The sequence below is a fragment of the Mesorhizobium sp. WSM4830 genome, assembly GCF_055811495.1.
In genome coordinates this window covers 95,723-109,329 of record NZ_JBVVQI010000003.1, presented here as the reverse complement: position 1 = coordinate 109,329, position 13,607 = coordinate 95,723, and the positions used below count along the sequence as shown (strand labels likewise).

Sequence of the window (13,607 nt, the reverse complement as noted above, 5' to 3'; positions counted from 1 at the left end):
GCTCAAAAGGTCTGATTGTAGGCGCCGACTTCGGAGCTGCGGCGCAGCACCGCATCGACGGCTTCGAACATCTGCCGGCGCCGCTCGGACGATACCGGGCTCTCCACCACCACCACAAGCTCCGGCTTGTTCGATGATGCGCGCACCAACCCCCAGGTACCATCCTCCGCCACGACCCTGACGCCGTTGACGGTGATCAGTTCGGCGATCTTCTGGCCGGCGAAGACCGCGCCCTCGTCCTTCATCTTGCGAAAGTCGCCAACGACGCGCTCGACGACGCCGTATTTGAGCTCGTCGGCGCAGTGTGGCGACATGGTCGGCGTGCCGAAGGTCAGCGGCAGATCGCGGTAGAGGTCGGCCATGCTGCTTTGCGGGCTGCGATCCAGCATCTGGCATATGGCGATGGCCGTTACCAGGCCATCGTCATAGCCGCGGCCGATCGGCGGATTGAAGAAGAAATGGCCCGATTTCTCGAAACCGGCGGCAGCGCCGAGTTCGGCGACGCGCCGCTTGATATAGGAGTGACCGGTTTTCCAATAGTCGGTGACGGCGCCATTTTCCCGCAACACCTTGTCAGTCATGAACAATCCGGTCGACTTGACGTCGACGACGAAAGTCGAGCCGGGATAGAGGTGCGAAATGTCGCGCGCCAGCATGACGCCGACCTTGTCGGCGAAGATCTCGTTGCCTTCATTGTCGACCACGCCGCAGCGATCGCCGTCGCCGTCGAAACCGAGCCCGACATCGGCGCCCGTTTCCAGCACCTTGTCGCGAATGGCGTGCAGCATCTGCATGTCTTCGGGGTTGGGATTGTAATTGGGAAACGTATGATCGAGCTCGACGTCGAGCGGGATCACCTCGCAGCCGATCCTTTCCAGTGCCTCGGGAGCGAAAGCCCCGGCGGTGCCGTTGCCGCAAGCGGCCACCACCTTGAGCTTCCTGGAGATACGCTTTCCCGCTGTCAGATCGTCGAGGTAGGTTTTGCGGAAATCCGCAACGAAGTCATAGGAGCCACCACCGACAAGGTCGAAATCGCCTGAGAGCACGATAGCCTTCAGCGCGCTCATCTCCTCCGGACCAAAAGTCAGCGGGCGCGCCGCGCCCATCTTGACGCCGGTCCAGCCATTCTCGTTGTGCGAGGCAGTGACCATGGCGACGGATGGCGTGTCGAGCGCAAACTGGGCGAAATAAGCCATCGGCGACAGGGCCAGCCCGACATCCTTGACCCGTGCGCCGGCCGCCATCAGCCCGGAAACCAGCGCCAGCTTTATAGCTAGCGAATAGGAGCGGAAATCGTGACCGGTGACGATGTCGGGTCCGGCACCCAGGCGACGGATCAGCGTGCCGAGCCCCATGCCGAGCGCCTGGACGCCGATCAGATTGAGTTCCGGCATTTCGTTCGAGCCGGGATGGCCGAACCACCAGCGCGCATCATATTCGCGAAACCCGGACGGCTTGATCAACGCCGAGGTTTCAAACTCAAAAGTGTTTGGTCTGACATCGCTAACGATCTTCATCGACAAGGCTGCAAACTCCAGGCGGCTGAATCAGGTGCTTCGAGGCAAGTGGACGGTCACCCACAAGCCCTTTAAGCCGTGTTTGTGCGACAGGAAACTGAAACCTGTATGACGTGGCGGCTAAAGCGAAAGAAATGCGACAGAAGCGCTGCCATTGGCGCTTGCAGTAACCAAACGCGGCGGCTATAAGCCCGCGGTCTGGTCACGGAGTGTAGCGCAGCCTGGTAGCGCACATCGTTCGGGACGATGGGGTCGCAGGTTCAAATCCTGCCACTCCGACCAGAAAAAACAGCGGCTTAGCTGTTTTTGTTCCCGAAACAACCGCAGTTCTGACCAATCGCGCTATGCGCTCAGGCGAAATCGCGTCACATCAATGGCCGCGGCCATCAGTGTCTGCGTGTAGGTTGCCTGCGGATTGCTGAAAATCGCCTCGGCCGGTCCCTCCTCGACGATCTTGCCCTGTTTCATGACGATGATGTAGTCGGCCATGGCGCGCACGACGGCGAGATCGTGGCTGATGAATAGATAGGACAGTTCGTGGTCGGCCTGCAGCTTGCGCAGCAATTCGACGATCTGCTTCTGCACGGAGCGGTCCAGCGCCGAGGTCGGCTCGTCCAGCACCACCACCTTCGGCTTGAGGATCATGGCGCGCGCAATGGCGATGCGCTGCCGCTGGCCGCCGGAGAATTCGTGCGGATAGCGGTTGCGCGTGTTCGGGTCGAGCCCGACTTCGAGCAAGGCGTCGACCGCGCGGAGATCGCGCTGCCTGCCCGACAGATTGGGCTCGTGGACCAAGAGCCCCTCGGTGATGATCTGGCCGACGGTCATGCGTGGCGACAGCGAGCCGAACGGATCCTGGAAAACCAGCTGCAATTCGCGCCGCAGCGGCCGCATCGCCTGGCGGTCGGCGTGGGAAATGTCGCGGTCGCCAAGCCGGATGATGCCGTCGCTGGGCAGGAGCCGCAGCAAGGCGCGGCCGAGCGTCGATTTTCCCGAGCCGGATTCGCCGACGATGCCGATCGTCTGGTTGCGCTTCAGCCGTATCGAAATGCGATCGACGGCGCGCAGCAGCAGCGGCTCGCCGCCAAGAAATCCGCCGCCGATCCTAAAGGTCACCTCGACGTTCCTGCCTTCAAGCAGGACAGGGGCATTCGGAGGCGGCGGCGCCTTGGTGCCGGTCGGTTCGGCGGCGAGTAGCATCTTGGTGTAGGCGTGCTGCGGGTTGGCGAAGATCGCTTCCGCCTCGCCCTCCTCGACCACCTCGCCATAGCGCATCACATAGACCCGATCGGCAAAGCGCCTGACGATGCCGAGATCGTGGGTGATGAAGACGATCGCCATGCCGAGCTTGCGCTGCAGTTCGGCGAGCAGCATGAGTATCTGCGCCTGGATGGTCACGTCGAGCGCGGTCGTCGGCTCATCGGCGATCAGTATGTCGGGGTCGTTGGCCAGCGCCATGGCAATCATGACGCGCTGGCGCTGGCCGCCCGACAACTCGTGCGGATAGGATTTCATCCGCCGCTCCGGATCGGGAATATGGACCAGCCGCAGCAACTTGAGCGCCTCCTCGCGCGCCGCGGCGGCGCCAAGTCCGCGATGCTTGCGGATCGGCTCGATCAGCTGGTTGCCAATCGAATAGAGCGGGTCGAGCGACGTCATCGGCTCCTGGAAGATCATGCTGATCTTGCGGCCGCGGATCTTGTTGAGCTCTGGCTTGCTCAAAGTCAAAAGATTACGGCCGCGATAATCGACTGTGCCGGTGGCTTCGCCGTTCGAGGCGAGCAGGCTCATCGCCGCCATCATCGTCTGGCTCTTGCCGGAACCGGATTCGCCGACGACGGCGACGGTTTCGCCTGATTTGACGTGGATGTTGATACCCTTCACCGCCTCCACCACACCGTCGAGGGTGCGGAAGCGGACGCGAAGGTCCTTGACGCTGAGGATGGTTTCGGAAGCAGCCATCTCAACGATCCTTCGGGTCGAGCGCGTCGCGTAGCCCATCGCCGACGAAATTCAGCGCGAACAGCGTGGAGACGAGAAAGAAGGCCGGGAACAAAAGCAGCCAGTTGGCCGAGCCGATGTTCTGGGCGCCAACCGAAATCAGCACGCCCCAGCTGGTCATCGGCTCCTGGACGCCGAGCCCGAGGAACGACAAAAAACTCTCCAGGATGATGACCTGCGGCACCAGCAGCGTCATATAGATCACCACCGGTCCGAGCAAATTGGGGATCACATGGCGCAGCAGAATGCCGCGCTGGCCGACGCCCATCGCCTCAGCCGCCTGGACATATTCCTGCCGGCGGATCGACAGCGCCTGTCCGCGCACGATGCGCGCCATGTCGAGCCACAGCACCGCGCCGACGGCCAGGAACATCAGCACGAAGTTCCTGCCGAAGAACACCACCAGCATGATGACGAAGAAGATGAACGGCAAAGAATAAAGCACGTCGACGACACGCATCATCACCTCGTCGACCCTGCCGCCGGCAAGGCCGGCGGTGGCGCCGTAGAGCACGCCGATGACCACGGCCACGATGCCGGCAAGCAGGCCGATGGCCAGCGATATGCGCCCGGCCATCAGCGTTCGGGATAGGAGATCGCGGCCGGTATTGTCGGTGCCGAACACGAAATATTGCTGCTTGATCGAGGCACTCATCACCATTTCGAGACCGTCCGGCGATTTGCTCTCGATCTTTGTGTCATCAAAGGTATCGGAACGATCAAGGTAGCGAATGTTGCGGTCGTCGATCGGCTTGGACGATTTGACGGTGACGAACACACGGCTGCCCTCCTGCCGCCACTCCTTGATGTCGACGCGCATACGCCTGATCGCCTCATCGAGAGCGCCTTCGATCATGTCGGCCTTCGGATAGGCGGAGAAGCTCGGCGGCGTCCGGACATAGTCGGCGTAGATGGTGGTGTATTGGTGCGGCACGAAATAGGGCCCAAACACGCTGATGACGGCGATGAAGGCAAGATAATAGAGGCTGAACATGGCCGCGCGATTGGCCTTGAGGCGCGCCCAGGCGTCACCCCACAGGGATCGGCCGACGACCGGTGCGGCAACTGCGATATCAGTCATAGCGCACCCTCGGATCGACGACCCCATAGAGGACGTCGACGATCAGGTTGAAGACAATGGTGAAGAGCGCGATGACCACCACCGTTCCCATCACCAGTGTGTAGTCGCGGTTGAGCGCGGCAACGACGAAATGGCGACCGATGCCCGGGATAGAGAAGATGGTCTCGACGATGATCGAGCCGGTGAGAAGGGCTGCAGCTGCCGGACCGGTGAAGGAGACGATCGGCAGGATGGCGCCGCGCAGTGCATGCTTGACGACGACTGACCAGTCGGACAGGCCGAGAGCGCGCGCGGTGCGGATGTGATGCGAGTGCAGCGATTCGATCATCGAGCCGCGCATCAGGCGGGCAACGATGGCGATCTGCGGCAGAGCGAGCGTCAGCACCGGGCCGACCTTGTTGATGAGGGCTCCATCGCCCCAGCCACCGATCGGCAGCAGCTTCCAGGTCAATCCGAACACAAGCTGGATTACCGGGGCGATGACAAAGGTTGGTATGGTGCTGCCGGCGGTCGCCAGTGCGATCACCGAATAGTCGGCAAGCTTGTTCTGGTTGAGCGCGGCAACAGTGCCGAGCACGCTGCCGAGGAGCAGCGCCAGAACGAGCGCCGAAGCGCCGAGTTGGATCGAGATCGGCAGACCTTCCCTGAACAGTTCGCCGACGGTGAAATCCGGCATGTTGTAGCTGGGACCGAAATTGCCGCGCAGCAGATTGCCTAGATAATGGAGGTACTGCAGCCAGAGCGGGTCGTTGAGACCGAACTGGGCCTCAAGATTGGCTCTGATCTCCGGGCTCAGGCCCCGCTCCTGGTTGAACGGGCCGCCCGGCGCGACGCGTATCAGGAAGAACGCTATGGTCACGATGACGAACAGCGTCGGGATGGCGGTCAGCAGCCGCCGGAAAACGAATCGCAGCATCGATGCCCCGCTTGATCCAGAGCAGCGCGCGTCCGGCTGGACGATTGCGCTCTAGCCTTCAAATCTTCGCACCGACATTGTCGAAAATCGAATCCGGTTCCCGGGCCGATGCGATGGCAAACCGGCGCCGCCGCGCGTTGAGTTGCGCGGCGGCCTGGCTAAGGGATCAGTCCTTGCTGATGAAGCGGGACGGATGGATGTCCATCACATTGTCGTCGAAGCCGTGCAGCTTCGAGGAAACGATGTCGTGGTAGCTGTAGTAGAGAAGCGGTATCTCGCCGACGTCGTCGACGAGGATGCGCTCGGCCTCGGCGAGTTCCTTCATGCGCTGTTCGGGCTTGCCGCCGGCGGCGGCGGCCTTATCCATTGCCGCTTCGAATTTCGGGCTGTCGTAGCTCGAATAATTATTGCCGCTGGCCTTGCGGGATATGCCGAGGAAAGTTTCCGGGTCCTTGTAATCGGCGATCCAGGCGGCACGCGCCACGTCATAGTCGCCCTTCTGCTCGAGGAAGGAGTAGTGCGTCTTGGTGTCGGTGTTGAGCAGGCTGACCTCGACGCCAAGCGGCTTCAGCTGTTCCTGGATAGCGACAGCGGTGTTCTTGTGGTTTTCCGAGGTGTTGTAGCGGATCTGCATCTTCAACGGATGCTCGGGTGTATAGCCGAGTTTCTCGAGGATCTTCTTCGCAGCGTCCTCGCGGTCGATCTGCGACATGTCGGCGTATTTGGCCAGTGCCGGCGTGTAGCCCTCGATGCCTGGAGGCACCATCGAATAGCCGGGCAGCATCGAATTCTGCCAGACTTTTTCAGCAAGGAAGTCGCGATCGATCGCCATCGAGATGGCGTTGCGCAGTTCGACATTGTCCCACGGCGCCTTGTCGGTCTTGATCGCGTAATAGTAGATGCCGAGATATGGCCCGACACGGACCTGGTCGCCGAATTTGGCCCTGAGGTCGGCGAGCTGTTCGGTCGGCAGGTCACCGTAACTGTCGAATTCGCCGGCCTCGAAGCGCTTCATCGCCGACGAGCGATCCTCGGTCGGGATGTAGTTGACCACGTCGAACTTGACGCTGGCGGCGTCCCAGAATTTCGGATTCTTAACCAGCTTCAGATGGTCGTTGGGAATCCACTCTGCCGCTGTAAAGGCCCCGTTGGAGACCAGCTTGCCTGCCTTGATCCAGTCGGCGCCAAGCTTTTCGATAGACGCCTTGTTGACCGGATAGGTCGCCTGATGGGTCAGCATCTCCAGGAAGTAAGGCGTTGGCGCCTTGAGCGTGACTTCGAGGGTATTTGCGTCAATCGCCTTGACGCCCATATCCTCCGGCTTGCCCTTCTTGGTATTGACTTCCTCGGCACCCTTCACAGGATAAAGCATGGAAGCGTATTCGGCTGCGGTGGCCGGATCTTCCAGCCGACGGAACGAATAAACGAAGTCGTCCGCCGTTACCGGGCTGCCATCCGACCAGAGGCCATCCTTGCGCAGCTTGAAGGTGTAGACAGTGCCGTCGTCGGACACCGTCCAGCTTTCGGCGGCGCCCGGAATGAGATTCGTCTTCTGGTCATGCATGACGAGGCCCTGGAACAGGTCGCGTATGATATCGGCTTCGTAGACCGTCGAGGTCTTGTGCGGGTCGAGCGTCTCCGCTTCGGCGGCGGCTCCGCGGTTGTAGACGGTTTCGGCGAAAGCCGGCGTGTAGAACGCACCGGCGGCCAAGACCATGGTCGTGGCGAGTACCGTCGCCTTCAGCGCATGTTTCAGCATGGAGTTCTCCCTAATGACGTCGCCCTTCAGCCACGTCTCTAAGTGTTGACGCCCCGAAACCGATTGGTTGGTTCCTTTCGAGCGCGCAGCCGGTTCCCTTTCCGGCAGCTGGTGGCCAAACAGTAACGTGGAGATTTTTTATTTCAACAGACTCTCGGGGTCACCCAAAGTAAGGGGGCCGGGGCAGTCGTTTTGCGGGCGGCCAATCAATGGTCGGAACCATGAGTTTGACTGGGTTTCCTGGCCAGAACACCGATTTGGGAAATAATCTGGCCGATCATTTCAGTTTACCAGAATGTATTAATTGGTTCTTAGGCAACCAAGGGTTACAATCTTCGATGGGATCGGCACATCGACCTTGGGTTCCGACGGGCAAGGGCAATGAACAAGATAGACAGTAATACTGTCACATTGAAGCGTAAAATATTGCGCCAAATACGGATGAATCTACGCAAAATTGGAGAAGAGTCCGGAACTTCCGCGGTCGAGTTCGCCCTGCTTTCCCCGATCTTTATCCTTCTTTTGCTCGGAATGGTTGCATACGGTATCTATTTTGGTGCAAGCAACTCCTTGCAGCAAATCGCCGCCGATGCCGCCCGCACCGCAATTGCCGGATTGAATCAGACCGAGCGCCAGGCGCTGGTGGCGAGTTTCGTCAAAAACAATGCCAGTGGATACCCGTTCGTCGATTCCGGCAAGCTGACCTACCAGGCGACGGACAGCACGGCCGACGGAAATCAGTTCGTCGTGTCGATCCAGTACGATGCCAGCAACCTGCCGATCTGGAACCTGTTGCCCAGCCTTGCGATGCCGCAAACCACGATCTCACGCAGGTCGACCATCCGGATTGGAGGCATTTGAAATGTCGCAGTTCTTGCTGAGGGGCATCGGGGGGATCGCTCGCTCGATGGTTGGCGACAAGAAGGCGAACTTTGCCGTCATGACGGCGCTGATAGCGCCATTCGCGTTGGGGCTGGCGGCCTTTGCTGTCGACGAAGGTTCGATCTACACGGAGCGCAGGGAAGCCCAGGCGATGACCGATCTGGCGGCGATCACCGCGGCGTCGAACATCAACAATATGGAAGCCGCGGCAGTAACCACGCTCAGTGACAACCGAATGCCCGGCATCATTGTTCAAAAGCCAGGTCAGACAATCGTTCCCACGGTTGGCAAAACCGTCGTGTCGGTCACCGGCGGCCGATACTCAGCGGCGTCCTCCGTTGGCGTCGACAAGCGCTTCGAAGCCGGTAAAACGCCTTACAACGCCGTTCGCGTCACTCTGAAAAAAATCCCCGCCCGGTATTTCGCCAGTTCGCTCATCCCTACTCCGGTCGTCGGCACCGAAGCCATTGCCAGCGTGACCCCGCAAGCGATGTTCTCGGTCGGGTCCAGGCTCCTCAGCGTCAATGGCGGCATCCTCAACGCGCTTCTCAGCAAGTTGCTGGGCGCCAACATCTCGCTTAGCGTCATGGACTACAACGCGCTGATCTCGGCCGATGTAAACGTGCTTTCGTTCGTCGATGCCCTTGCCGTACAGTTGCAACTGACAGGTGTCAGCTATTCCGACGTGCTGGCGTCAAAAGCGACGGTAGGCCAGATCGCGACCGCCATGGCCAATGCGTCCGGGTCGGGCAGCGCCAGCAAACTTGTGCTGCAGACGATCGCGTCGAGGGCCACCAACACGGTCAAGATACCCCTCAGTCACCTTATCGACCTTGGCTCGATCGGCAAGCTCGGCCTCGGACAAAAGTCTCCCGGCTTTTCCGTCGACGCAAGCGCGATGGGCATGCTGGGTGCCGCCGCCTCGCTGGCCAATGGCTCAAACCAGGTCCAGGTCGATCTCGGCGCCACTATTCCGGGGCTTACCTCCACCACGCTCGCCATCGCCATCGGCGAACCGATGCAATACTCACCCTGGCTGGCCGTCGGGGAAAAAGGCACCGTGGTGCGCACCGCGCAGACGCGCATCAAGCTGGTCACCACAGTCGGCATCGGCAATTCCAATCTCGGCGGCGGCATCAGCCTGCTGTCCGTCAACCTGCCTCTGCATGTCGAAGTCGCCTATGCGGAAGCCAAGCTAACCGACATCAGCTGCCCGACAGGCCGGCCGGATAGCATCAAGGTCTCGATCGCCGCGCAGCCTGGCGTGGCCTCGCTGCACCTTGCCGCCAGCGACGCCGACAACAACCCATCGGCCTTCGCCGATTTCAGCAATCCGCAATCGTTCTCCGATGCCACGATTGCACAGGTAAGCGTGAAGCTTCTGCTGCTCACCCTCAATCTGCTCGATGTGAAGGGTTCTTCATCGCTTGCCATCACCAACAACGATCCGACCACATTGACGTTCGACAGCACCGATATCGCCAACAAGACGATAAAAACTGTCGCCACGAAAAACCTGACGCAATCGCTCACGACATCGCTGGTCAGCGGCCTCTCGCTCTCGGTCAATGCACTGGGCCTCGGGCTGGACGTGACGGCCCTGCTCGGAACGGTGAAGCCGGCGGTGGTAACGGTTCTGAACGGCGTGACGGCGCCGGTCGACGAACTGGTCTATAACGTGCTTGCAGCTGTCGGCGTGCATGTCGGCGAGGCCGATGTGCGGGTTGTCGGCGCGACTTGCGGGCGCTCCGTGCTCGTTCAATGAGATGATGAAATAGAGCTCAGCCGATCCGGCCGAGGAAGCAGCCCAACGGCGGCAGCGACAGAGTTCTTTCCTGCAAGACGCCGGCAGCACCGCCAAGATCTATCGGCTCTATCGCCTCCACATCCGGTGGCAAGTGCCAGCCGGCCGGCTCGTCGGCGAAATTGAAGACACAGAGCAGCTTTTCGTCACCGCCTTCGCGAATGAAAGCAAGGACGTCGCCGTTGGAATCGAGGAACCGGATCGAGCCTCGAACCAGCGCCGGATGCTGCTTGCGCAAGGTCAGCATCGCCCGGTAGCTCGCTAGGACGGAGGTTTGCTCGCCATCCTGGACGTCGACCGCCCGAGCGCGATGGCTTGCCGGGACCGGAAGCCACGGCTTGCCGGTCGAAAAGCCGGCATTGTCGGCACCAGCCTCCCAGACCATCGGCGTTCGGCACCCATCCCGCCCCTTGATTGCCGGCCAGAAGCGGATGCCGAAGGGATCGCGCAAATCCTCGAACGCCAGTTCGGCCTCCTCCAACCCGAGTTCTTCGCCCTGGTAGAGGCAGATCGATCCGCGTAGGCAGGAAAGCAGCACGATCGAGAATTTCGCCACCCTGTCCGGTTCGCCGCCCGGCCTTGTCCAGCGGCTGACATGGCGCACGACATCGTGGTTGGAGAGTGCCCAGCAAACCCAGCCGTCGAACACCGTACTCTCGAACGCCTCGACACAGCCACGTACGTGCGCCGCCGAGAATTGCGGGCCGAGCAGGTCGAATGTGTAGGACATTTGGAGCTTGTCGCCACCGCCGGTATAGGCGGCGAGCGTCCGCAACGAACGGGTTTCGTCGCCAATCTCGCCGACTGCGGCACGGCCTTCATAGTCGTCAAGCAACGCCCGGAAGCGCCTGAGGAAAGCAAGGTTTTCCGGCTGGCTCTTGTCGAACAGATGCTCCTGATAGAGATAGGGGCTGGTTGCCGTATTGGTGCCGCCGACGCTTTCCGCCAAAGGCGGGTTGCTGCGCAGCCAGCGGTCGTGGACGTAATAGTTGACCGTATCCAGCCGGAAACCGTCGACGCCGCGCTCGAGCCAGAACCGCACCGTTTCCAGCAAGGCGTCCTGCACCTGCGGGTTGTGGAAATTCAAGTCCGGCTGCGAGGCGAGGAAATTGTGCAGGTAATATTGCCTGCGCGTTGCGTCCCATTCCCAAGCCGGGCCGCCGAAAAGCGACAGCCAGTTGTTGGGGGCGGTGCCGTCGGGCTTCGCATCGGCCCAGACGTACCAGTCGGCCTTGGGGTTGTCGCGGCTCGTGCGGCTTTCGACAAACCATTCGTGCCGATCCGAAGAATGCGACAAGACCTGGTCGATAATCACCTTCAGGCCGAGCCGGTGTGCCTCGGCAACCAGCGCGTCGAAATCCTCTGATGTGCCGAACATCGGATCGACGGCGCAGTAATCCGAAACGTCGTAACCCATATCGGCCATTGGCGACTTGAAGAAAGGCGACAGCCAAACCGCGTCGACACCGAGCGATGCGACATGGGCCAGCCTCGAGGTGATGCCGCTGAGATCGCCGCTGCCGTCGCCTGTCGTATCCTGGAAGGAGCGCGGGTAGATCTGGTAGATGACGCAGCCGCGCCACCATTCGGCATTGTCAGCCATCATGGCTCTCCCCTGCGCCCGCCCGCGCTGTCCTGCTTTCGATCATGAACAAGACCGTTCGCCCAGGCACCGGCCGTGAGATACCGCTACTATCCGGTTCGATAGCTGGGCGCCAAAGAAAACCCGTCCGTTCCGGCAGCGTGAACATGCAGGCCCGGCGGTCGCCATTGATGACCATTGCAAGGCGACTGTTCTCACCGCTACCGAGAACCATGATCAGCCGGTGCCGGCTGGCATCGTGCCAGGCGGCCTCGTCGAGCGGCACGCCGGTTTCCGTCAGCCAGGCTACGTCTGGGATTTCCGAGCCCGCAGGCGATTCTCCGGTCAGGAATGTTGTGTCCAAGAGCGCCGGCACGGCACGACGCATCTTGGCGAGCAGAACCGTGTGCCGCTCCAGCGCCCGGTCGCGCCCGGACCAGTCGAGCCAGGTGATGTCATTGTCCTGCGCGTAGGCGTTGTTGTTGCCGCGCTGCGTGCGGCCGAACTCGTCGCCGGCCGTCAGCATGATCGTGCCGCGCGAGGCAAAGAGCGTCGCCAGCAGCGCGCGCTGATCATCGAAACGGACCGTAACGATCGCCCGGTCGCCGGTTTCGCCCTCGACGCTATTGTTCCAGGACAGGTTGTCGTCGTGACCATCGCGGTTCTGTTCGCCATTGGCCTCGTTGTGCTTGTGCTCATAGGAAACGATATCGGCCAGCGTCATGCCGTCATGCGCAGCGATGAAATTGACGCTGCGGCTCATTGTCTGGCCTGCTTTGGCAAAGACGTCGGACGAACCGGCAAGCCGCGTCGCCAACGCACCGATCATGCCGCCGTCGCCGCGCCAGAAGCGGCGGATATCGTCGCGGTATCTGTCGTTCCATTCGAGGAAGTGCGGCGGAAAATTACCCAGCTGATAGCCATCCGGTCCAATATCCCAAGGCTCGACGATCAGCACCCGGTCGCCAAGAACAGGATCTTTGCGAATGGCGTTCAGCAGCGGCGCATCAGCGTCGAAAACGCCGTCGACGCGACCCAGAACGGGCGCCAGATCGAAGCGGAAACCGTCGACGCCGGCATGGCGCACAAAGTGACGAAGCGTGTCGAGGACCATTTCCCGGACGACCGGATGATCGCAGGCGAGCGTATTGCCGGTTCCGGTGTCATTGACCAGAGCGCCGTCGGCCTCGTGCCGGTAATAGGCGCGATTGTCGAGCCCGCGCAGCGACAATGTCGGGCCGAGCCGGTCGCTTTCGCCGGTGTGGTTGAACACCAGGTCGAGGATGGTGCCGATGCCGGCCTCGCGCAGCGCGGCGACCGTTCCGCGCAACTCGGCCAGACCGCCGGGCGCCAGTCGCGGATCGAGCGCCATGAAGGTCACGGGATTATAACCCCAGGCGTTGCGCAGCCCGAGGGACGGTAAATGCCGTTCGTCGATCGATGCAGTCACCGGCATCAACTCAATGGCTGCGACGCCGAGTTTTCGCAGATGCTCGACAACGAGGGGGTGAGCGAGCGCTGCAATGGTGCCGCGTTGTTTCTCGGGAATGTCCGGATGCAGCTTTGTGAAAGCGCGTACCGGCACCTCGTAGATGAGGCCGCCGGGCCGAAATAGAGGCGGCAAAGCAGGCAAGGGTTCCGGCAAGACGCCAGCAATGGCCTTCGGCATCAGCGACGCCGTGTCGGCCCCCTCGCCCCGGCGCGCGGCCAGCCGGCCGTCATAGGCATAGGACCTGTCGATCTCGACGGCATAGGGATCGGCCAGCAGCTTGTCGGGATCGAACCAGAGACCGTGTTCCGGCGCGTAGTCGCCATCGGCGCGGAACCCGTATCGGGTGCCGGCGCCGAGACCGGCAACAAAAAGTGCGTGGACGCCCTCGCCTTCCGACTGGAGTTCCAGCCGGTCGACTTCCCAGTTGCCGTGTTCGTCGAAAATCGAGATCCAGATGCGCCGAGCCGACGAGGACCATGCGGCGAAGCGAATGCCTTCCTTGGTGATGGTTGCGCCGAGTTGGCTCACGCGCGCTCACAGCAGCAGGTCGTAGACAGTTTGAGGCGTTGCCAG

General features: G+C 61.3%; 9 protein-coding genes and 1 tRNA gene. 3 read left to right on the top strand and 7 right to left on the bottom strand.

What is annotated here, in order from left to right:
* Positions 1 to 2 precede the first annotated feature (2 nt).
* The gene (locus AC0L2Y_RS05365; protein WP_473554385.1) at positions 3 to 1,517 is read right to left on the bottom strand and encodes a phosphomannomutase/phosphoglucomutase; all 1,515 of its coding nucleotides are present in this window, start codon (positions 1,515 to 1,517) and stop codon (positions 3 to 5) included.
* 205 nt (positions 1,518 to 1,722) lie between these two features.
* Here AC0L2Y_RS05365 and AC0L2Y_RS05360 point away from each other — a divergent pair.
* Positions 1,723 to 1,799: transfer RNA gene (locus tag AC0L2Y_RS05360), tRNA-Pro, on the top strand.
* A 60-nt stretch (positions 1,800 to 1,859) separates the two neighbouring features.
* On the opposite strand, the gene AC0L2Y_RS05355 is transcribed toward AC0L2Y_RS05360, so the two are convergent.
* The 4 genes from AC0L2Y_RS05355 to AC0L2Y_RS05340 all read right to left on the bottom strand — a co-directional run bounded on the left by AC0L2Y_RS05355 (position 1,860) and on the right by AC0L2Y_RS05340 (position 7,274).
* Positions 1,860 to 3,479 (bottom strand): ABC transporter ATP-binding protein, encoded by a 1,620-nt coding sequence (locus AC0L2Y_RS05355; RefSeq protein WP_352566509.1) that lies wholly within the window; start codon positions 3,477 to 3,479, stop codon positions 1,860 to 1,862.
* A gap of 1 nt (position 3,480) precedes the next feature.
* On the bottom strand, positions 3,481 to 4,599 hold the full coding sequence (locus AC0L2Y_RS05350) for an ABC transporter permease (protein WP_352490802.1): 1,119 nt from the start codon (positions 4,597 to 4,599) through the stop codon (positions 3,481 to 3,483).
* Positions 4,592 to 5,515, bottom strand: a complete 924-nt coding sequence (locus AC0L2Y_RS05345; protein ID WP_352490801.1) for an ABC transporter permease subunit — start codon at positions 5,513 to 5,515, stop codon at positions 4,592 to 4,594. Before AC0L2Y_RS05345 ends, AC0L2Y_RS05350 begins: the two co-directional genes overlap by 8 nt.
* A 166-nt stretch (positions 5,516 to 5,681) precedes the next feature.
* Entirely contained in the window at positions 5,682 to 7,274 is a 1,593-nt protein-coding gene (locus tag AC0L2Y_RS05340) for a peptide ABC transporter substrate-binding protein (protein ID WP_473554381.1), read from the bottom strand.
* Positions 7,275 to 7,715: 441 nt separating this feature from the next.
* Here AC0L2Y_RS05340 and AC0L2Y_RS05335 point away from each other — a divergent pair, with 441 nt between their 5' ends.
* Positions 7,716 to 8,135 carry a TadE family protein gene (locus AC0L2Y_RS05335; protein ID WP_352566541.1) on the top strand — a complete coding sequence of 140 codons (420 nt, stop codon included), beginning with the start codon at positions 7,716 to 7,718 and terminating at the stop codon, positions 8,133 to 8,135.
* Between the two features lies 1 nt (position 8,136).
* Positions 8,137 to 9,921: a pilus assembly protein TadG-related protein gene (locus AC0L2Y_RS05330; RefSeq protein WP_473554379.1), complete on the top strand. Its 1,785-nt coding sequence runs from the start codon at positions 8,137 to 8,139 to the stop codon at positions 9,919 to 9,921.
* A 16-nt stretch (positions 9,922 to 9,937) separates the two neighbouring features.
* Here AC0L2Y_RS05330 and bglA read toward each other — a convergent pair whose 3' ends face one another.
* Together bglA and glgX are read right to left on the bottom strand one after the other, a co-directional pair.
* On the bottom strand, positions 9,938 to 11,566 hold the full coding sequence (bglA, locus tag AC0L2Y_RS05325) for a beta-galactosidase BglA (protein ID WP_473554376.1): 1,629 nt from the start codon (positions 11,564 to 11,566) through the stop codon (positions 9,938 to 9,940).
* A complete protein-coding gene (gene glgX / locus AC0L2Y_RS05320; RefSeq protein WP_473554373.1) occupies positions 11,556 to 13,562 on the bottom strand; it encodes a glycogen debranching protein GlgX in 2,007 nt (668 codons plus the stop codon). The genes bglA and glgX overlap by 11 nt, the downstream gene beginning before the upstream one ends.
* Positions 13,563 to 13,607: the final 45 nt, after the last annotated feature.

Bases quoted from the DNA above. Each gene is read 5' to 3' on its own strand.
- AC0L2Y_RS05355 (WP_352566509.1), bottom strand. From the start codon at position 3,479: ATGGCTGCTTCCGAAACCATCCTCAGCGTCAAGGACCTTCGCGTCCGC.
- AC0L2Y_RS05350 (WP_352490802.1), bottom strand. From the start codon at position 4,599: ATGACTGATATCGCAGTTGCCGCACCGGTCGTCGGCCGATCCCTGTGG.
- AC0L2Y_RS05330 (WP_473554379.1), top strand. From the start codon at position 8,137: ATGTCGCAGTTCTTGCTGAGGGGCATCGGGGGGATCGCTCGCTCGATG.
- AC0L2Y_RS05345 (WP_352490801.1), bottom strand. From the start codon at position 5,515: ATGCTGCGATTCGTTTTCCGGCGGCTGCTGACCGCCATCCCGACGCTG.
- AC0L2Y_RS05365 (WP_473554385.1), bottom strand. From the start codon at position 1,517: ATGAAGATCGTTAGCGATGTCAGACCAAACACTTTTGAGTTTGAAACC.
- AC0L2Y_RS05340 (WP_473554381.1), bottom strand. From the start codon at position 7,274: ATGCTGAAACATGCGCTGAAGGCGACGGTACTCGCCACGACCATGGTC.
- AC0L2Y_RS05335 (WP_352566541.1), top strand. From the start codon at position 7,716: ATGAATCTACGCAAAATTGGAGAAGAGTCCGGAACTTCCGCGGTCGAG.
- bglA (WP_473554376.1), bottom strand. From the start codon at position 11,566: ATGATGGCTGACAATGCCGAATGGTGGCGCGGCTGCGTCATCTACCAG.